General features: G+C 63.5%; 16 protein-coding genes and 1 pseudogene. 7 read left to right on the plus strand and 10 right to left on the minus strand.

Going from position 1 to position 18,070, the window contains the following annotated elements:
- Positions 1-93 precede the first annotated feature (93 nt).
- Positions 94-1,371 carry an acetyl-CoA C-acetyltransferase gene (locus IAE33_RS21080; RefSeq protein ID WP_201164941.1) on the plus strand — a complete coding sequence of 426 codons (1,278 nt, stop codon included), beginning with the start codon at positions 94-96 and terminating at the stop codon, positions 1,369-1,371.
- 60 nt (positions 1,372-1,431) lie between these two features.
- A complete protein-coding gene (locus IAE33_RS21085; protein ID WP_028632991.1) occupies positions 1,432-2,211 on the plus strand; it encodes an AraC family transcriptional regulator in 780 nt (259 codons plus the stop codon).
- A 58-nt stretch (positions 2,212-2,269) separates the two neighbouring features.
- Here IAE33_RS21085 and IAE33_RS25015 read toward each other — a convergent pair whose 3' ends face one another.
- The 5 genes and pseudogenes from IAE33_RS25015 to IAE33_RS21105 all read right to left on the minus strand — a co-directional run bounded on the left by IAE33_RS25015 (position 2,270) and on the right by IAE33_RS21105 (position 7,625).
- On the minus strand, positions 2,270-3,037 hold the full coding sequence (locus tag IAE33_RS25015) for a methyl-accepting chemotaxis protein (protein ID WP_442967394.1): 768 nt from the start codon (positions 3,035-3,037) through the stop codon (positions 2,270-2,272).
- A gap of 90 nt (positions 3,038-3,127) precedes the next feature.
- Positions 3,128-4,213: pseudogene (locus tag IAE33_RS25020) on the minus strand (HAMP domain-containing protein); the annotation flags it as partial.
- 115 nt (positions 4,214-4,328) lie between these two features.
- Complete coding sequence (gene cueR / locus IAE33_RS21095) at positions 4,329-4,790, minus strand: Cu(I)-responsive transcriptional regulator (protein ID WP_201164943.1); 462 nt, start codon at positions 4,788-4,790, stop codon at positions 4,329-4,331.
- Positions 4,787-7,186, minus strand: a complete 2,400-nt coding sequence (locus IAE33_RS21100; protein ID WP_201164944.1) for a heavy metal translocating P-type ATPase — start codon at positions 7,184-7,186, stop codon at positions 4,787-4,789. Before IAE33_RS21100 ends, cueR begins: the two co-directional genes overlap by 4 nt.
- A 52-nt stretch (positions 7,187-7,238) precedes the next feature.
- The gene (locus IAE33_RS21105) at positions 7,239-7,625 is read right to left on the minus strand and encodes a hypothetical protein (RefSeq protein WP_028632988.1); all 387 of its coding nucleotides are present in this window, start codon (positions 7,623-7,625) and stop codon (positions 7,239-7,241) included.
- Positions 7,626-7,757: 132 nt separating this feature from the next.
- On the opposite strand from IAE33_RS21105, the gene IAE33_RS21110 reads away from it, so the two are divergent.
- From IAE33_RS21110 to IAE33_RS21120, 3 genes are all read left to right on the plus strand, one after another.
- A complete protein-coding gene (locus tag IAE33_RS21110) occupies positions 7,758-7,955 on the plus strand; it encodes a heavy-metal-associated domain-containing protein (protein WP_201164945.1) in 198 nt (65 codons plus the stop codon).
- Positions 7,956-8,051: 96 nt separating this feature from the next.
- Positions 8,052-9,233: a multidrug effflux MFS transporter gene (locus IAE33_RS21115; protein WP_028632986.1), complete on the plus strand. Its 1,182-nt coding sequence runs from the start codon at positions 8,052-8,054 to the stop codon at positions 9,231-9,233.
- A gap of 586 nt (positions 9,234-9,819) precedes the next feature.
- Entirely contained in the window at positions 9,820-10,533 is a 714-nt protein-coding gene (locus IAE33_RS21120) for an ArsR/SmtB family transcription factor (protein ID WP_028632985.1), read from the plus strand.
- Positions 10,534-10,540: 7 nt separating this feature from the next.
- On the opposite strand, the gene IAE33_RS21125 is transcribed toward IAE33_RS21120, so the two are convergent.
- The 5 genes from IAE33_RS21125 to IAE33_RS21145 all read right to left on the minus strand — a co-directional run bounded on the left by IAE33_RS21125 (position 10,541) and on the right by IAE33_RS21145 (position 14,925).
- Entirely contained in the window at positions 10,541-11,488 is a 948-nt protein-coding gene (locus tag IAE33_RS21125; protein ID WP_201164946.1) for an adenosine deaminase, read from the minus strand.
- Between the two features lie 85 nt (positions 11,489-11,573).
- Positions 11,574-12,260 (minus strand): SDR family oxidoreductase, encoded by a 687-nt coding sequence (locus IAE33_RS21130; RefSeq protein ID WP_201164947.1) that lies wholly within the window; start codon positions 12,258-12,260, stop codon positions 11,574-11,576.
- Between the two features lie 397 nt (positions 12,261-12,657).
- Complete coding sequence (locus IAE33_RS21135) at positions 12,658-13,242, minus strand: IMPACT family protein (protein ID WP_028632982.1); 585 nt, start codon at positions 13,240-13,242, stop codon at positions 12,658-12,660.
- Positions 13,243-13,251: 9 nt separating this feature from the next.
- Positions 13,252-13,914 (minus strand): TetR/AcrR family transcriptional regulator, encoded by a 663-nt coding sequence (locus tag IAE33_RS21140; RefSeq protein ID WP_028632981.1) that lies wholly within the window; start codon positions 13,912-13,914, stop codon positions 13,252-13,254.
- A gap of 90 nt (positions 13,915-14,004) precedes the next feature.
- Positions 14,005-14,925, minus strand: a complete 921-nt coding sequence (locus IAE33_RS21145) for a LysR family transcriptional regulator (RefSeq protein WP_177331181.1) — start codon at positions 14,923-14,925, stop codon at positions 14,005-14,007.
- A 115-nt stretch (positions 14,926-15,040) separates the two neighbouring features.
- Here IAE33_RS21145 and IAE33_RS21150 point away from each other — a divergent pair, with 115 nt between their 5' ends.
- Both IAE33_RS21150 and IAE33_RS21155 read left to right on the plus strand, forming a co-directional pair.
- The gene (locus IAE33_RS21150) at positions 15,041-16,387 is read left to right on the plus strand and encodes an aspartate aminotransferase family protein (protein WP_028632979.1); all 1,347 of its coding nucleotides are present in this window, start codon (positions 15,041-15,043) and stop codon (positions 16,385-16,387) included.
- A 60-nt stretch (positions 16,388-16,447) separates the two neighbouring features.
- Complete coding sequence (locus IAE33_RS21155) at positions 16,448-17,941, plus strand: CoA-acylating methylmalonate-semialdehyde dehydrogenase (RefSeq protein ID WP_028632978.1); 1,494 nt, start codon at positions 16,448-16,450, stop codon at positions 17,939-17,941.
- Positions 17,942-18,070: the final 129 nt, after the last annotated feature.

Below are 18,070 nucleotides of genomic sequence, written 5' to 3' on the forward strand. Positions count from 1 at the left end.
TGAGAGTGTGGACCAACTTTGCGGCACGGTCGTTCGAATGCGGTAAAAACACCTAGGCTGTACGGATCAAATTGTTTCAGGAGGAACATGCGCATGCGTTCACTACGTCGGGTCGCGATTCTGGGCGGCAACCGAATCCCCTTTGCCCGCTCCAATGGCGCCTACGCCACGGCCAGCAACCAGGCCATGCTGACCGCAGCGCTGGAAGGGCTGATAGAGCGTTACCGGCTGCACGGGCTGCGTCTGGGGGAGGTGGTGGCCGGTGCTGTGCTCAAACACTCCCGCGACATGAACCTGACCCGCGAATGCGTGCTGGGCTCGCGCCTCTCGCCGCTCACCCCCGCCTATGACATCCAGCAGGCTTGTGGCACCGGGCTTGAGGCCGCTTTGCTGGTGGCCAACAAGATTGCCCTGGGGCAGATCGACTGCGGCATCGCTGGCGGCGTGGACACCACTTCCGATGCGCCCATCGCCGTGAACGAAGGCCTGCGCCAGGTACTGCTGCAGGCCAACCGTGGCAAAAACCTGACGGGCCGGCTGCAACCCTTCCTGAAGCTGCGCCCTCATCACCTCAAGCCTGAATTGCCGCGCAATGGCGAGCCGCGCACCGGCCTGTCGATGGGCGAACACTGTGAGCGCATGGCCAAAACCTGGCATATCGGCAGGGCAGAACAGGACGCGCTGGCCCTGCGCAGCCATCAGGCCCTGGCGGGTGCCTATGCCGAAGGCTGGCAGGACGACTTGCTGACCCCGTTCATGTCGCTTGCCCGGGACAACAACCTGCGCCCGGACCTTACCCTGGAGCAACTGGCCCGCCTCAAGCCGGCCTTCGACCGTACGGACGAAGGCACGCTGACCGCGGGCAATTCCACGCCGCTCACCGACGGTGCTTCGCTGGTGCTGTTGGGCACCGAAGAGTGGGCGCAACAGCAGGGGCTGGAGGTGCTCGCCTATTTGGTGGACGGTGAAACCGCTGCGGTTGACTTCGTCACGGGCCGCGAAGGCCTGCTGATGGCACCGGTGTATGCCGTGCCACGGTTGCTGGCGCGCAATGGCCTGACCCTGCAGGACTTCGATTACTACGAAATCCATGAAGCCTTCGCCGCCCAGGTGCTCTGCACCCTCAAGGCCTGGGAAGATGCCGACTATTGCCGTGAACAGCTGGGCTTGAGCGCACCGCTGGGGGCGATCGACCGCGCCAGGCTCAACGTCAAAGGCAGCTCGCTGGGGGCAGGCCACCCGTTCGCGGCTACCGGGGGCCGTATTGTGGCCAACCTGGCAAAACTGCTGTCGGTGGCGGGGAAAGGGCGTGGGCTGATTTCGATCTGTGCAGCGGGCGGGCAGGGTGTGACGGTGATCGTCGAGCGGTAAGGTAACGTCGGTGTCGCGGTAGCTGTTAGGCTTGTCTGCTCAGAACCATAAGACACCACCATGCCGACCACCGGACACCCCCGCGCCATCCCGGCGCTGGACCACCTGCCAAGGCCCCTGTATGCCCGTGCCGAGCGCTTGGGCGCGGGGTCATGGACCACTCGCCATCAGCATGACTGGGTGCAGTTTTCGTACGCCATCAGTGGCGTGTTGGGGGTCTACACCCGGGACGGCAGCTATTTCGCGCCGCCCCAGTGGGGAGTGTGGATACCTGCGCAGGCTGAGCACGAAGTGGTGACTTCGATGCAGGCGGAAATGCGCAGCCTTTACATCCGCCGCGACGCCTGCCCGTGGGCGACCGAAGAATGCCGGGTGCTGGAAGTGACGCCCCTGGCGCGGGAGCTGATCAAGCAGTTCTGCCTGTTGCCCCCGCAGTACCCTGAACACGACAGCGCCGAGTCGCGGCTGGTGGCGGTGTTGCTCGACCAACTGCGTACCCTGCCAGCGGTAGGTTTTTCGTTACCCTTGCCGCGCCATCCTGGGTTGCTTGCCCTGTGCAATCGCCTGATCGCTACCCCCGAGCGGAGCCAGACCTTGCAGCAATGGGCGCTGGAGCTTGGGTGTTCGGAAAAGACCCTGATGCGCCTGTTCCAGCGCGAAACCGGGTTGAGCTTCCGCAACTGGCGCCAGCGCATGCGGTTGTTGTCGTCGCTGGCCATGCTGGAGGCCGGCGAGAGCGTCACCGATGCGGCGCTGGGCTGCGGGTATGACTCCACCTCCGCCTACATCGCCGCGTTCAAGCAGCTGTTTGGCGCAACGCCGGGTGAACTGAAGCTGTAAGCTGCGCCTGCCTGCACCTGCGTCTATCGCCCTGCAGGCGGCAGGCGCAGGCGGAGCATCAGGTGCGGAACCTGCGCACCAGGGTATCCAGTTCGTTGGACAGCCCAGCCAGGCTTTCCGAGTCCAGACGGGCGGCCTGGGCCAGTTCCGCCACCAGCTGTGCATCGCCGTGGATCTGGCTGATGTGCCGGTTGATGTCCTCGGCCACCTGGTGTTGTTCCTCGGCGGCTGTGGCGATCTGCGTATTCATGTCGCGTATCACATCCACCGACTCGCGAATCTGCCCAAAACTGTCACGCGCCAGACCAATGCGGCTCACCGACTGCTGCGACACCTCCAGGCTGGCGTGCATCTGTGCGGCCACTTCGCTGGTGCGCCCGGCCAGGTTACCCAGCAGGCCATCGATTTCGGCGGTGGAATCGGCGGTACGCTTGGCCAAGGCCCGCACCTCGTCAGCCACCACCGCAAAGCCCCGGCCTTGTTCGCCGGCACGGGCCGCTTCAATCGCCGCGTTCAGGGCCAGCAGGTTGGTCTGCTCGGCAATCGAGCGGATGGTGCCGAGGATTGACTGGATAGCGTTGCTGTCACGCTCCAGTTGCTGGATCGACTGCGCCGACTGTTCGATTTCGTGGCTCAGGCGGTCGACGCTGCTGACCGCGGCATCGATCTGCTGCTGGCCTTCGCGCGCCTGTTGCTGGCCACTGTCGGCCGACTGCGCCGCCTGGCTGCATGAACGCGCCACCTCGTTGGCTGTGGCCACCATTTCGTGGAACGCGGTGGAGACCATGTCCACTGCTTCACGCTGGCGCCCTGCAGCCTCGGCCATGTCGCTGGATACCCGGGTTGAACGGGTGGAGGTGTTGAGAATGTTACCGGCTGCCGCGCCGATGTGCTGAATGAGGCTGCGGATGGCCCCCAAGAACTGGTTGAACCAGCTGGCCAGTTGCGCGGTTTCGTCGCGGCCTCGGATCTCCAGGTTGCGGGTAAGGTCGCCTTCGCCTTGGGCAATGTCTTCCAGGCCGCTGGTCACGCTGTTGATCGGGCGCACGATGAGTTTGGCGAAGGTGGCGCCCACCACGGCGAACACGGCTGCCAGCACCAGCGCGACGATGCCGATGAGCCAGGTCAGGCGGGTGGTGGTTTGCATCACTTCACCTTGCTCGATCAGGCCGATGAGGGTCCAGCCCAGTTTTTCGTCCGGGTAGATATTGGCCATGTAGCGCACGCCGTTCAGCTCGACTTCGGCCAGGCCCTTGCCGTGTTTGGCCAGCTCGGCGTAACCGTCGCCGAAGCTCGCCAGCGGTTTGAAGTTGTGCGTGGTATCGCGTGGGTCGACCAGTACGTTGCCGTTGTTTTCAATCAGCAGCAGGTAGCCACTTTCGCCCAGCTTGATCTGCTTGACGATCTCCGTCAGGCCTTTGATCGAGACATCGACGTTGACCACGCCACCCGGGTTGCCCAACTGGTTGGCAACGGCGCGCACCGTGCTGACCAGCACCGCGTCATCGGCAGCCCAGTAGTAGGCACTGGTGCGCAGGGTCTTGCCGGGGTTGGCCATGGCCAACTGGTACCAGGGGCGCGTGCGGGGGTCGTAGTTGACGAATTTCTGCCCGGCGGGCCACCCCACGTAGCCGCCGTCTGCCACCCCGTAAGACAGGTAGGCGTAGCCCGGGTGGGCATTGGCCAGGCTGGTCATGAAGGCCAGGATATTGCTCGCTTGCGTCCCCAGTTCGTAGGACGGCGTCGCGCTCATGTACTTGCTCAGTTCCCCGCCAGTGGCCGCGACCAGCGGTTGCGAAGCCATGTACTCCACGTTCTGGCTGATGCCCTGGAAGAAGATATTCATGGCGTTGCTGACCTGGCGGATTTCCCGGCTGCTGCTGTCCAGAAAGCCGTCCCGGGCTTCGCCGCGCAGGTTGAGAACCACCAGGGTGGCCACGAGTACGATGGGCAAGCCGGCGATCACCGCGAATGCCCAGGTCAGTTTCTGTTTGATGCTCATAGGCGCTCCCGGATTATTATTGTCGACACATGAGGCAGATCACCTATGCATCGGCAGCAGCCGGGTTTTATGTAGGCAAACGCCCGTAAATATTGGATGAAATCGCAGTAGGTGACTATTTGGTCACGTTTGGACGCTTATGGCGTGTCGGGCTGCCGATTGGTGCCTGGTGGCAGCAACTGGCAGCCTCGCCAGTGGCCAATTCTTTCAGGATCGGGCAGTCCGGGCGGTCATCACCCTGGCAATGGGAAACCAGTTCACCCAGGGTGTCGCGCAGGGTGACCAGTTCTTTGATACGGGTGTTGAGTGCATCGATGTGCTGCATGGCCAGCGCCTTTACGTCGGCGCTGGCGCGTTGCCGGTCCTGCCACAGGGTCAGCAGCTTGCCGACCTCTTCGAGGGAAAAGCCCAGGTCTCGTGAGCGCTTGATGAATGCCAGGCTGTGCAGGTCTGCGTCCTGGTACAACCGGTAACCACTGTCGCTGCGCGTGGCGGGCTTGAGCAGGCCGATGGCTTCGTAGTAACGAATCATCTTGGTGCTGAGCCCGCTGCGGCGTGCGGCCTGGCCAATGTTCATGGCGCCTCCTGGGTGCGCGTGTCGGGTTTCCAGGCCTTGAGCAGGAGCGCGTTGCTGACCACGCTGACACTGGACAGGGCCATGGCGGCGCCGGCGAGTACCGGGTTGAGATAGCCCAGCGCGGCCAAGGGGATGCCGACCAGGTTGTAGATGAATGCCCAGAACAGGTTCTGGCGGATCTTCGCGTAGGTCTTGCGGCTGATTTCCAGCGCCGCCGGCACCAGGCGCGGGTCGCCGCGCATCAGGGTGATGCCGGCGGCCTGCATGGCCACGTCGGTGCCGCCACCCATGGCAATGCCGATATCGGCTGCGGCCAAGGCGGGCGCATCGTTGATGCCGTCGCCAACCATCGCCACCACGCCGTCCTGCTTGAGCGCGGTGACCGTGCCGGCCTTGTCGGCAGGCAATACTTCAGCGTGCACATCGGCGATGCCGAGGGTGTCGGCGACGACCTTGGCGCTGCCGCGGTTGTCGCCGGTCAGCAGGTGGCTGCTGATGTGCTGCTCACGCAAGGTTTCCACGGCTTGCGCGGCCCCGGGCTTCAGGCTGTCGCCGAAAGCGAACAGGCCCAGCACGCGCGGCTGCTCGCCCCGCTCGACCAGCCACGACAGGGTGCGGCCTTGCGCTTCCCAGGCCTGCGCCTTGGCGGCCAGAGCCCCGGGTTGCAGGCCACTGTCCTGCAGCAGGCGGCGGTTGCCGAGGGCCAGGTCCCGGCCGTCCACGCAGCCGGCGATACCCCGGCCGGTCAGCGACTGGCTACCCGTTACGCTGGGTACCTCGAGCCCTTGCTCGGCGCAGGCGTCCAGCACTGCCCGTGCCAGCGGGTGTTCACTGCCGCGCTGCAGGGCACCGGCCAGCCGGTGCAGGCTGGCGCCGTCGCCATCCACCGCCTGGCTGTGGACCACACGCGGGCTGCCGGAGGTGAGGGTGCCGGTTTTGTCGAACACCACGCGGTTGACCGCATGCGCCCGCTCCAGGGCCTCGGCGTCCTTGATGAGGATGCCGTGCCGGGCGGCCACGCCAGTGCCGGCCATGATCGCGGTGGGGGTGGCCAACCCCAGTGCACAAGGGCAGGCGATGACCAGTACGGCCACGGCGTTGATCAGTGCCGTTTCCATTGCAGCCCCCGCCAGCCACCAGCCGACCAGGGTGATCAGGGCCAGTACCAGCACCGCCGGTACGAACACCTGGCTGACACGGTCGACCAGCTTCTGGATGGGTGCCTTGGCGGCCTGGGCGTCTTCCACCAGGCGGATGATGCGCGCCAGCACGGTCTCGGTCCCCAGCGCCTGGGTGCGTACCAGCAGCCGGCCTTCCCCGTTGATGGCACCGCCGGTGACCGAGTCGCCGGGCTGCTTGGGCACTGGCAGGCTCTCGCCGCTGATCAGGGCTTCGTCAGCATGGCTGCTGCCGTCCTCGACCACCCCGTCGACTGGGTAGCGCTCCCCGGGCTTGACCAGCACCAGGTCGCCCACACGTAGTTGGGCGATGGCCACGTCTTCCTCGCGGCCGTCCACAACCCGCAATGCCCGCTCCGGTCGCAAAGCCTCCAGGGCGCGGATGGCACTGGCGGTCTGGCGCTTGGCGCGGCTCTCCAGGTACTTGCCCAGCAGCACCAACGCGATTACCACGGCAGACGCTTCGAAGTACAGGTGAGGGGCCATGCCTGCCGGTGCCTGCGCCCATTGATAGAGGCTCAGGCCGTAACCAGCGCTGGTGCCCAGCGCGACCAGCAGGTCCATGTTGCCAGCGCCGGCACGCACGGCTTTCCAGGCGGCAACGTAGAAACGGGCACCCAGAATGAACTGTACCGGCGTGGCCAGCAGGAACTGCGCCCACGCCGGCAACATCCAGTGCAGCCCCAGTGGCTGTACCAGCATCGGCAACACCAGCGGCAGGGCCAGTAATACGGCAGCGCCTACTGCGAGCCGCTCGCGGTGCAGGCGGCGCTGGGCCAGCCGGTTTTCGTCCTCGGCGGCCTGCGGCAGGCTGGCGGTATAACCGGCCTGTTCCACGCTGGCGATCAGCATTGAATCGTCAACCGCGGTCAGCAGTTCAACGTGCGCACGCTCGCTGGCCAGGTTGACCGACACCTGCTGTACCCCTGGCACCTTGGCCAGGGCCCGTTCGACACGGCCGGCACAACTGGCGCAGGTCATGCCGCCAATCTGCAGCTCCAGGCTGCGTACGGGCACTTCGTAGCCGGCATCGCGCACGGCATCGACCAAGGCCGGCAGGCTATCGCCGGGCGCCTGGACGCGCGCCTGCTCGGTGGCCAGGTTGACGCTGACCTGTTCAGCGCCAGCGACCTTGCGCAGGGCACGCTCTACCCGGCCGGCGCAGCTGGCGCAGGTCATGCCGGAAATGGGCAGGTTGTACGTAGTGGATGCGGGCATGGCTCTCCTCCTTGGACAGGCCCCAAGCATCAACCTTGCCACGCGGGGAAGGTCAATAGTCCAGCGGTGTGGCTTTCAACTCCAACCCATACTGGCCCATGGCAATGCGGTACTTGTTGATCTGGCCCGCCTGCAGCGTCAACCGGATGCTGCGCTGGTCCTCAAGGCCCGGCGCACAGCCGGGCATCTGCCCTGGCAGCAGGCGCAAGCGCACATCCACCGGCCCTGGCGGCAGGTTGAACGAGGTGGACTGTTCTTGGAACAGGCGCCCGGAGAGCTGATCGTTGAGGTAAACGCCAATTTCGCAACTGGTGGCCACTTCCAGGCGCTCACGGGAAATGATCAGCACGCTGTACGCCGCGTTGCCCTCGGCACTGGCCGGTGGCACTGCGGTGGCAACAGCCAACAGCCCGACGATGCCCAATGCTGCCCTGAACATGAAAACCCCCTGCTTGCCTGATCGTCAAAGCCGCAGCTTGGCCGAGCCCGGCCTGGATTGCCACCCCACCGTGTTGACTTTGCCCCTGTGGCAAGGTTGAAACTGGTGCAAAACCTGAAGGAGGTACCCCCGATGCAAGTATTCAACGTACAGGGCATGACCTGCGGCCACTGCGTAAAAGCCTTGACCCGCGCCGTACAGGCGCTGGATGCCGGCGCCAAGGTGGACGTCGACCTGGCTGCCAAGCAGGTGCGCGTCGACAGCGCGCAGGCACAGGAACAGGTGCTGGCTGCCATCCGCGAAGAGGGCTATCAGGCCGAGGCTGCCTGAGCCTTTGTAGGAAGGCTCTTTGTTTCAAATGTTTTCTCCTGACGGCGTCCACAGCAGGTAGAATCGTTCACTTGCTTAGCCTGCTATGGATTCCTGATGAACCTGCGAATGGTGCTCATCCTGGGCGCACTCAGTGCGTTCGGGCCGTTGGCGATCGACTTCTACCTGCCTGCCTTCCCGGCCATGGCGCAGGCGTTCGCCACAGACGAACAACACGTCCAGGCCACCTTGGCCGCCTACTTCCTTGGCCTGTCCATGGGGCAGTTGCTCTATGGGCCGGTCGCCGACCGCTTTGGGCGGCGCAAGCCCCTGATGTTCGGCGTGACGCTGTTCACCCTGGCCTCGCTGGCGTGCGCCTACGCCCCCAGCCTGGACGCCTTGGTACTGGCGCGCTTCGTTCAGGCGCTGGGTGGCTGCGCGGGCATGGTGCTGTCCCGGGCCATTGTCAGTGACAAGTGCGACCCGGTGGCCTCGGCCAAAGTGTTCTCGCAATTGATGCTGGTCATGGGCCTGGCGCCGATACTGGCCCCGATGCTGGGGGGCGTGCTGGTGAACCTGGTCGGGTGGCAGTCGATCTTCCTTGCGCTTAGCCTGTTCAGTGCCGGCTGCTTGCTGGCGGTCAGCCTTGGGCTACCTGAGAGTATGCCCGCCCATGTACCGCGTCAGCCGCTGTCCGGGGCCCTGCGCCAGTACCTGCGGCTGGCGGGCGACCGGGTGTTCCTGGGGCATGCGCTGACGGGCGGCATTGCGATTGCGGGTATGTTCGCCTACATCGCGGGCTCGCCATTTGTATTCATCAAACTCTACGGTGTACCTGCCGAACATTACGGCTGGTTTTTCGGCGCCAATGCTGCTGGTTTCATTCTGGTCGCGCAGGTGAACGCACGGCTGCTGGCGCGGCGCGGGCCGGCATTTTTGCTGGCCCGTGCAGTATGGGTGTACCTGGCGGCGGGGGTGGCCCTGCTGGGCGTGGCGGCGGTGAAGCCGACCGCGCTGTGGCCACTGCTGGTGCCGTTGTTCGTGTGCATCGCCAGCCTGGGGTGCATCCTGCCCAATGCTTCGGCCTGTGCCATGAGCGGCCAGGGTGCCCGGGCCGGCAGTGCCTCCGCCCTGATGGGGTGCGTGCAATTCAGCGTCGCGGCTGGCGCCGCGGCACTGGTGGGCGTGCTGCATGATGGCAGTGCGGTACCAATGGCCTTGGTGATGAGCCTGTGTGGTGCCCTGGTGGTCAGTGCCGCGCTGCTGACCCGGCGCCTGCAGGCCAGTCGGCCCGCCTGAGCGGGTGAGGCGCCTGCAGGCGCGTTTCCAGTGTGGCCACAAAAGCGCGGGCCGCGGCCTCGCTGCAAAAACCTACCCTGTGCTGATCGAGCTGAACCTGCCATGGCCGTGCAGGGTTGCTGCTCGACGCACTGATGACAATCTTCATCGCTGCATACCTCCAGAGGGGAGCCGCTCAAGTTTAGCGCGGCCTTACCCGCCTGCCAGCGCAACGTCCTGCCGAGCTGACTGACGGTTGGCGCGCTGTGGAACCTTCGACTGTGATCGCGCTACTTGAAGAAGACCGCTGTCGGTTTCGTCCGAAGTTGTGCGGGTGGATTCGCGTATTCAAGCCTGGCCGCCTGCCATCGCACGTGTAAAACCAGCGGTGCGGGGGTGCTTTTGAAGCTTGGCGGCCTGTTCAGCAGTTCGCCATGGGTAGCCCTACCCAATGCTATTGAGCGAGCAATAGCGCTGGGGGAGGGCTGCATGATCGGCTGTTTCTGCGGCTTATACTGACGAACCAGGCCACCGCCATCGGCACGCGCTTCCCGGCCAGGGTTGGCCATTGCATCTACACAGTGAACTTGCAGGGAGTCACAGGGACATGAACGCAGCCAGCAGCATCAGCCAGATCGCCAGCCTGATGGCCGATCCTAAACGCAGTGCCATGTTGTGGGCATTGATCGATGGTACGCCCCGGTTGGCCAATGAGCTGGCCATCATGACCGGGCTAAGTTCGTCGTCAGCATGCGCACATCTGTCGCTGCTGTCGTCGGCCGGCTTGCTACGGCACGAGGCCAGGGGGCGCAAGCGCTATTTCCGCCTGGCAACGCCGCAGGTGGGGGCCGCTGTCGAGGCCCTGGCCAGTGTCCAGTTGGAGAGCGCCAGGGGCCAGCGCCCCACCGCACCGCTACCGCCGTTGCCCCTGTCCATGCGACGGGCCCGGCGCTGTGGCGATCATCTGGGTGGCGAGCTGGCCGCAGAGCTGTATCACCGGCTGGTGGTAGCCGGGTGGCTGGAGGGCAGCGGCCGGTACCTTGTGGTCAGTGACGAAGGGCGGGCACAACTGGCCCTGGTAGGCGTATACATCGATGCCCTGGCGCCGCGTCAGCCGAGCGCCTGCGTGATCTGCCGGTGCACCGAATGGCACGACAGCCAGCCGCACCTGGGCGGTGTGCTGGGCCAGGCGCTGTTCCGTTTGTTCCTGCAGTCAGGCTGGATGCGCGAGGCCGAAGACACCCGGGCGTTGCACATCTCGCCGCTGGGTATCCAACAGATCAATCGCATCGCCCGTGTAAAGACCTTGCAGGTGGGCTGAACAGGCCTCAGGCCAGCCTTGCGTCCAGGCTGTTCTGGGCCAGGCGACGAGCCTGGTCTTCGGTCATGCCCAGGTGAGTATGCAGGGCATGGAAGTTTTCCGTGACGTACCCGCCGAAGTAGGCAGGGTCATCGGAGTTCACCGTTACCTTCACACCCCGTTCCAGCATGTCGAGGATGTTGTGCTGGCTCATGTGGTCGAACACGCACAGCTTGGTGTTGGACAGCGGGCACACCGTCAGTGGGATCTGTTCATCGATGATGCGCTGCATCAGGCGCTCGTCTTCGATGGCGCGTACACCGTGGTCGATGCGCTTGATGTGCAGCAGGTCCAGAGCTTCCCAGATGTATTCGGGCGGGCCCTCTTCCCCGGCATGGGCGACGGCAACGAAGCCTTCGCTGCGGGCTCGGTCGAACACACGCTGGAACTTGCTCGGTGGGTGGCCCATCTCCGAGCTGTCCAGGCCAACGGCGATGAAGGCATCGCGGAACGGCAGTGCCTGGTCTAGGGTTTTTTGCGCTTCGTCTTCGCTCAGGTGGCGCAGAAAACTCAGGATCAGCCCGCTGCTGATGCCCAGTTGCTGGCGGCCGTCCTTGAGCGCCTGGTTGATGCCGTTGAGTACCACTTCGAAGGGTATACCGCGGTCGGTATGGGTTTGTGGGTCGAAGAACGGTTCGGTGTGGATAACGTTCTGCGCCTTGCAGCGCTGCAGGTAGGCCCAGGTAAGGTCGTAGAAATCCTGCTCGGTGCGCAGCACGTCTGCGCCCTGGTAGTAGAGGTCGAGAAACTCCTGCAAATTGTTGAAGGCATAGGCCCCACGCAGGGTTTCGACATCAGCCCAGGGCAGGGCGATCTTGTTGCGCTCTGCCAGGGCGAACAGCAACTCGGGCTCCAGCGAGCCTTCAAGGTGTAGGTGCAGCTCGGCCTTGGGCAGGGCGTTCAACCAGTCATACATACAAGGTGTTCTCAATCAGGTACGGTTGTTGCCATTCTACAGGGCCTGGCCCGGCAATGCGCCGGCCAGGCTGCAACCCGGGGCATCACCAGACCAAGGGTTCACCTTTGTAGTTGATGAAGTGCACGCCGGCGTGGCCGCTTTGCGCCTTGATCTGCTCGACCATGCCTCGGGTACTGGTGAGTACGTCGATCTCGGCGTTTTCGCCACCCATGTCGGTTTTCACCCAGCCTGGGTGCATGGCGAGCACGCAAAGGTCGGAGCGCTGCTGAGCGACCGCGAAGCTGTTGATCATGGAGTTGAGCGCGGCCTTGCTGGCCTTGTACAGGCAGATTTCACCGCCATCGGGGGTGGCTACGCTGCCAAGGCCTGAGCTCATGAACGCGAGCACGCCGGTACCCTGGCGCACCTGGCCCACCAAGCGGCCTGCCAGGCGAATGGGTGCGACGGCGTTGGTCATGAACAGGTCGCCGATGGCCTGTGGCGTGACAGCCTCCAGGTCTTGTGGCAGCGGGCCCATGACCCCGGCGTTGATGAATACCAGGTCGAATACCTGCCCTGCCAGCCGCTGTTTGAGGCCGTCCAGTTGGGCGGTATCGTTCATCTCCAGCTGTTCGATGCGTACCCCGGGGGTATCTGCCAATGCGCCAGGCTGTTGCGGGTTGCGCACAGTGGCGGTAACGGCCCAGCCGTCTTCGTGCAGGCGATTTACCAGGCCGAGGCCGAGCCCGCGAGAGGCGCCAATGACCAGGGCAGTTTTTGCTTGCGTCATGCTCAGGTGCTCCCATAGATAAAGGTTGGAGGAGGGCTTGGAGAATAATCCACAGCCCCATTACTTGGGCAGGGCATTTGCCCGATTACGGGGCAGATGAACCACTGAACAAATAATGATCAGTTGCTTGCAGCCCACGTAAAGCGTGGCCTGGCGCCAGTTGACGCACGGCTTATCCACAGGCTGCTCCACAGTAAATGTGTGCAACCGCGTTTCCCACGGGCGCTAGCTGCTGCGCGGAGGGGTGGGGATAACTGGCCATGAATCATGTACCTACCGCTGCCATCATAGTGTGATTAAAATATGATCAATGCCCTGTAGGCCTTGCTGGCAAAGGGCTGCAACAGAATGCCCCAAGGTTATCCACAGCCAGGCCCACAGTTGTTGTGGGCAACCCTCAGCGCCTGGCCAGCAGAATTCGCCCGCGGCTGAGATCTGCCAGGTGCTGCTGGAGCGCACCAAGGTGGGCATCCCCAATGGCCACCTGCAGGTCTACGCCGTTGGCGGTGAACTGCTCGTCCACAACCAGGCCGTCAACCTCTGCGATACGCAGTTTCACCAGGGCCAGCTCGCTGAATGTGCAACTGCAGGTGAAATCGCTGCGTTGTACCAACAGCCGTTTGGCTGCCTGCTGCAGGCACTTGTTGGCGCCCCCGCCATAGGCACGGGCCAACCCCCCGGTGCCAAGCTGAATGCCGCCGTACCACCGGATAACCAGCACCACCACCTGGTCGCAGTCCTGCGCTTCGATGGCCGCCAGGATAGGCCGCCCGGCTGTGCCGCCGGGCTCGCCATCATCGCTGCTGCGGTACTGCTGGCCCAGTTTCCAGGCCCAGCAGTTGTGCGTTGCGGCGAGGTCACTGTGGCGCTCGATGAAGCTCATGGCCTCGGCAGCGCTGGTGATCGGCGCGGCGAGGGTGATGAAACGGCTTTTACGGATTTCTTCGCGGTATTCGCAGAGGTCTAACAGGGTAGAAGGCATAGGTGAAGATCAGGCAGCCGGCGCAATGCCGCACCCCTTGAGTATGATGTGGATAAGGTTGTTGCTGGCGGTTTCCATATCCTGCTTGGTCAGCCGGCTGCGGCCAGTGACCTGGCAGATCTGGGTGGCGAAGTCGGCATAGTGCTGCGTGCTGCCCCACAGCAGGAAGATAAGGTGCACCGGGTCGACCGGGTCCATCTTGCCGGCGGCGATCCAGGCCTCGAATACCGCAGCGCGCCCCCTGAACCATTCGCGGTAGTCGGCGCTGAAGTATTCGGTAAGGCACGAGCCGCCGCTGATCACTTCCATGGCGAAGATCCGCGAGGCTTGCGGGTTGCGCCGCGAGAACTCCATCTTGGTGCGGATGTACTGGCTCAGGGCCTGGCCTGGGTCGTCATCCACACTGAGGGCATTGAAGGTGCTGTCCCACAGTTCGATGATGTTGCTGAGTACCGCAATATATAGGCCCAGCTTGTTGGTGAAGTAATAATGCAGGTTGGCCTTGGGCAAGCCGGCATTGAGGGCGATGGTGTTCATGCTGGTGCCCTTGAAACCGTGCCGGGCGAACTCGTCTTCGGCGGCCTGGATGATGGCGTGCTCGTTCTTCTGGCGTATGCGGCCCGCGGGTTTGCCCGAGGCGGGGAGGCGATGCGCAGGGACTTCTAGGGTCATGGACGATTCCGTGCGTTTATAGGGCTGCGACTGTAGGACAAGATTACCTTCCTGCGCTCAAGTAACAAGCATTAGCGGCAGAGACTGGCATCAGCGTGTCGCAGCCAGGCTTTCGAGAAAGCTTTCCAGTACCAGGTTGGGGCGCCGGCCTTTGCGCGTCACCCAGCTTAGGCTCAGATCATAGAAGCGTTGCCGCGGCTTGAGGGCACGCAGGCGGCCTTGCTGTACCCAGAACGCCGCGTAGTGGTCAGGCAAGTAGCCGATGTAGCGCCCGGTGAGGATGAGAAATGCCATGCCTTCACGGTCCGAGGCGCTGGCCGTACAGTTCAGCGCCTGGTAATGCGCCTGGATTTCGGCCGGCAGGCGGAAGGTGGGGGTGATGGCTTCCTGGGTATTGAGGCGCTCATCGTCGATCTGGTTGTCGTCAGCGTAAAACAGCGGGTGGCCCACGGCGCAGTACAGCAGCGAGCGTTCACTGTACAGCGGCTGATACTCCAGGCCTGAAAGCGGGCTGGTCTGGGGCACCACACCCACATGCAGGCTGCCGTCGAGTACGCCATGTTCCACCTGGCTTGGCGCGACCATGCGTATCTGAATGCGCACGTCCGGGCCGCGGTCCTTCAATTCGGCAAGGGCGTGGGTAATGCGCATGTGGGGCAGGGTGACCAGGTTGTCGGTAAGGCCGATGTTCAGCTCGCCACGCAAATGCTGGTGCAGCCCGTTGACCTCGGTGCGGAAGCTTTCCAGCGCACTGAGCAACTGCAAGGCCGAGTGGTAGACCTCACGGCCTTCCTCGGTCAATGAAAAACCGGCGCGGCCCCGCTGACACAGGCGCAGGCCAAGGCGCTGCTCCAGGTCGTTCATCTGCTGGCTGATGGCCGAGCGGCCGATACCCAGCACGTTCTCGGCGGCCGAGAAACCACCGCACTCGACCACACTGCGGTAGATCTTGAGCAGGCGAATATCAAAATCGCTGACTTGGGCGAGGGGATCGGGGCGTCGGCTCATCAGTTTAGTCGCGGCCTGTGTAAAGGTTAGAAATGCAGGGTTTTTCAGACTTTATAGCCGTGCCAAGTTAGCTGCAACAACATCCATCGTTGCCTAATCGCTCCCCGAGGAACCGCCGATGAACATGCTCGAAACCGCACCCGCCGGTATGGCCAGCCAGCTCAAGCTGGATGCCCACTGGATGCCCTACACCGCAAACCGTAATTTCCAGCGCGACCCGCGGCTGATCGTGGCGGCTGAAGGCAACTACCTGGTGGACGACAAAGGGCGCAAGATTTTCGACGCACTGTCCGGCTTGTGGACCTGCGGCGCGGGGCACACCCGCAAGGAAATCACCGAGGCGGTTTCGCGCCAAGTGGGCACACTCGACTATTCGCCAGGCTTCCAGTTTGGCCACCCGTTGTCGTTCCAGCTGGCCGAAAAAATCGCCGAGCTGACCCCGGGCGACCTGAATCATGTGTTCTACACCAACTCAGGTTCCGAGTGCGCAGATACCGCGCTGAAGATGGTGCGTGCCTACTGGCGGTTGAAGGGCCAGGCTACCAAGACCAAGATGATCGGCCGCGCCCGTGGCTACCATGGCGTGAATATCGCGGGTACCAGCCTGGGTGGCGTGAACGGTAACCGCAAGATGTTCGGCCAGTTGCTGGACGTCGACCACCTGCCGCACACCGTGCTGCCGGGCAACGCCTTCACCAAGGGCATGCCGGAAGAGGGCGGCATCGCCCTGGCTGACGAAATGCTCAAGCTCATCGAACTGCACGATGCGTCCAACATCGCCGCTGTGATCGTTGAGCCCCTGGCAGGTTCGGCCGGTGTGTTGCCCCCGCCGAAGGGGTACCTGAAACGCCTGCGTGAAATATGCACCCAGCACAACATCCTGCTGATCTTCGACGAAGTAATTACCGGCTTCGGACGCATGGGCGCGATGACCGGCGCTGAAGCGTTCGGCGTTACCCCAGACCTGATGTGCATTGCCAAGCAGGTCACCAACGGGGCCATCCCCATGGGGGCGGTGATCGCCAGCAGCGAGATCTACCAGACCTTCATGAACCAGCCGACGCCGGACTACGCTGTGGAATTCCCCCATGGCTATACCTACTCGGCCCACCCGGTAGCCTGTGCGGCAGGCCTGGCGGCGCTGGACCTGCTGCAGAAAGAAAGCCTGGTGCAGTCCGCAGCCGAGCTGGCACCCCACTTCGAGAAACTGCTGCACGGCGTGAAGGGCACCAAGAACATCGTCGACATCCGCAACTACGGCCTGGCCGGCGCCATCCAGATTGCCGCCCGGGACGGCGACGCCATCGTGCGGCCCTACGAGGCCGCCATGAAATTGTGGAAGGCAGGTTTCTACGTGCGCTTTGGCGGCGACACCCTGCAGTTCGGCCCAACCTTCAATACCCGGCCCGAAGAGCTGGACCGCCTGTTCGATGCGGTTGGCGAAGCGCTGAACCTGGTTGACTGATCTTTCTGATTTAAACGGCAGGCCCGCGCCTGCCGTTCCCTTCTATATCTGGAGTGTTTCATGAGCATTGTTCAGCACCTGATCGACGGTGACCTGGTAACCAAGGGTGACCGCACCACAGATGTGTTCAACCCGTCCACTGGCCAGGCTGTGCGCAAGGTCGAGCTGGCCAGCCGCGCCACGGTGCAAGCTGCTATCGATTCGGCCAAGGCTGCATTCCCGGCCTGGCGCAACACCCCGCCAGCCAAGCGTGCGCAGGTGATGTTCCGCTTCAAGCAACTGCTGGAACAGAACGAAGCCCGTATTGCCCAGTTGATCAGCGAAGAGCATGGCAAGACCTTGGAAGACGCCGCCGGCGAGCTGAAGCGCGGTATCGAAAACGTCGAGTTCGCCTGTGCGGCCCCTGAAGTGCTCAAAGGTGAGTACAGCCGTAACGTGGGCCCCAATATCGACGCCTGGTCCGACTTCCAGCCGCTGGGCGTGGTGGCGGGTATCACGCCATTCAACTTCCCGGCCATGGTGCCCTTGTGGATGTACCCGTTGGCCATCGCCTGTGGTAACGCGTTCATTCTCAAGCCGTCCGAGCGCGACCCCAGCTCTACCCTGTTCATTGCGCAACTGCTGCATGAAGCAGGCTTGCCCAAAGGCATCCTCAACGTGGTGCACGGCGACAAGGAGGCGGTGGACGCCCTGATCGAGGCACCGGAAGTCAAAGCGCTGAGCTTTGTCGGTTCGACCCCGATCGCCGAATACATCTATGCCGAGGGCACCAAGCGCGGCAAGCGTGTGCAGGCACTGGGCGGGGCGAAAAACCACGCGGTGCTGATGCCAGACGCCGACCTGGACAATGCGGTCAGTGCATTGATGGGCGCAGCCTATGGTTCATGCGGTGAGCGTTGCATGGCTATTTCGGTGGCGGTGTGCGTGGGTGACCAGGTGGCTGATGCGCTGATCGCCAAGCTCGAACCGCAGATCAAGGCGCTGAAAATTGGTGCGGGCACCTCCTGCGGCCTGGACATGGGGCCGCTGGTAACGGCTGCTGCCCGCGACAAGGTCGTAGGCTACATCGATGACGGCGTGGCGGCAGGTGCCAGGTTGGTAGTCGACGGCCGTGGCTTCAGTGTGGCCGGCAATGAGGATGGCTATTTCGTGGGCGGTACCCTGTTCGACAAGGTGACCCCTGAAATGCGCATCTATAAAGAAGAGATCTTCGGGCCGGTGCTGTGCGTGGTGCGGGTCGACAGCCTCGAGCAGGCCATGCAACTGATCAATGACCATGAGTACGGCAATGGCACCTGCATCTTTACCCGCGACGGCGAGGCGGCACGGCTGTTCTGCGACGAGATCGAGGTGGGCATGGTGGGTGTGAACGTGCCTCTGCCTGTGCCGGTGGCCTACCACAGCTTCGGCGGCTGGAAGCGTTCGCTGTTCGGCGACCTGCATGCCTACGGCCCTGACGGGGTGCGCTTCTACACCCGTCGCAAGGCGATTACCCAGCGCTGGCCGCAGCGTGCCAGCCATGAGGCGTCGCAGTTCGCGTTCCCGAGTTTGTAACCCCTCCCTCAGCGCCGCCAGTGGCGGCGCTGTTTCAACCTTTGTTTCACTTTAATGAAATAAACGGTTGACGCCTTTTCGAATCCCCTTATAATGCGCCCCACTTCCAGCGACAACGGAACGCAAAAC

The sequence above is a fragment of the Pseudomonas sp. S60 genome (assembly GCF_016647865.1).
Classification (GTDB): domain Bacteria; phylum Pseudomonadota; class Gammaproteobacteria; order Pseudomonadales; family Pseudomonadaceae; genus Aquipseudomonas; species Aquipseudomonas parafulva.

Coding starts and splice junctions, on each gene's coding strand:
- IAE33_RS21080 (WP_201164941.1), top strand. CDS start 94: ATGCGTTCACTACGTCGGGTCGCGATTCTGGGCGGCAACCGAATCCCC.
- IAE33_RS21085 (WP_028632991.1), top strand. CDS start 1,432: ATGCCGACCACCGGACACCCCCGCGCCATCCCGGCGCTGGACCACCTG.
- IAE33_RS25015 (WP_442967394.1), bottom strand. CDS start 3,037: ATGGCCGAGGCTGCAGGGCGCCAGCGTGAAGCAGTGGACATGGTCTCC.
- cueR (WP_201164943.1), bottom strand. CDS start 4,790: ATGAACATTGGCCAGGCCGCACGCCGCAGCGGGCTCAGCACCAAGATG.
- IAE33_RS21100 (WP_201164944.1), bottom strand. CDS start 7,186: ATGCCCGCATCCACTACGTACAACCTGCCCATTTCCGGCATGACCTGC.
- IAE33_RS21105 (WP_028632988.1), bottom strand. CDS start 7,625: ATGTTCAGGGCAGCATTGGGCATCGTCGGGCTGTTGGCTGTTGCCACC.
- IAE33_RS21110 (WP_201164945.1), top strand. CDS start 7,758: ATGCAAGTATTCAACGTACAGGGCATGACCTGCGGCCACTGCGTAAAA.
- IAE33_RS21115 (WP_028632986.1), top strand. CDS start 8,052: ATGAACCTGCGAATGGTGCTCATCCTGGGCGCACTCAGTGCGTTCGGG.
- IAE33_RS21120 (WP_028632985.1), top strand. CDS start 9,820: ATGAACGCAGCCAGCAGCATCAGCCAGATCGCCAGCCTGATGGCCGAT.
- IAE33_RS21125 (WP_201164946.1), bottom strand. CDS start 11,488: ATGTATGACTGGTTGAACGCCCTGCCCAAGGCCGAGCTGCACCTACAC.
- IAE33_RS21130 (WP_201164947.1), bottom strand. CDS start 12,260: ATGACGCAAGCAAAAACTGCCCTGGTCATTGGCGCCTCTCGCGGGCTC.
- IAE33_RS21135 (WP_028632982.1), bottom strand. CDS start 13,242: ATGCCTTCTACCCTGTTAGACCTCTGCGAATACCGCGAAGAAATCCGT.
- IAE33_RS21140 (WP_028632981.1), bottom strand. CDS start 13,914: ATGACCCTAGAAGTCCCTGCGCATCGCCTCCCCGCCTCGGGCAAACCC.
- IAE33_RS21150 (WP_028632979.1), top strand. CDS start 15,041: ATGAACATGCTCGAAACCGCACCCGCCGGTATGGCCAGCCAGCTCAAG.
- IAE33_RS21155 (WP_028632978.1), top strand. CDS start 16,448: ATGAGCATTGTTCAGCACCTGATCGACGGTGACCTGGTAACCAAGGGT.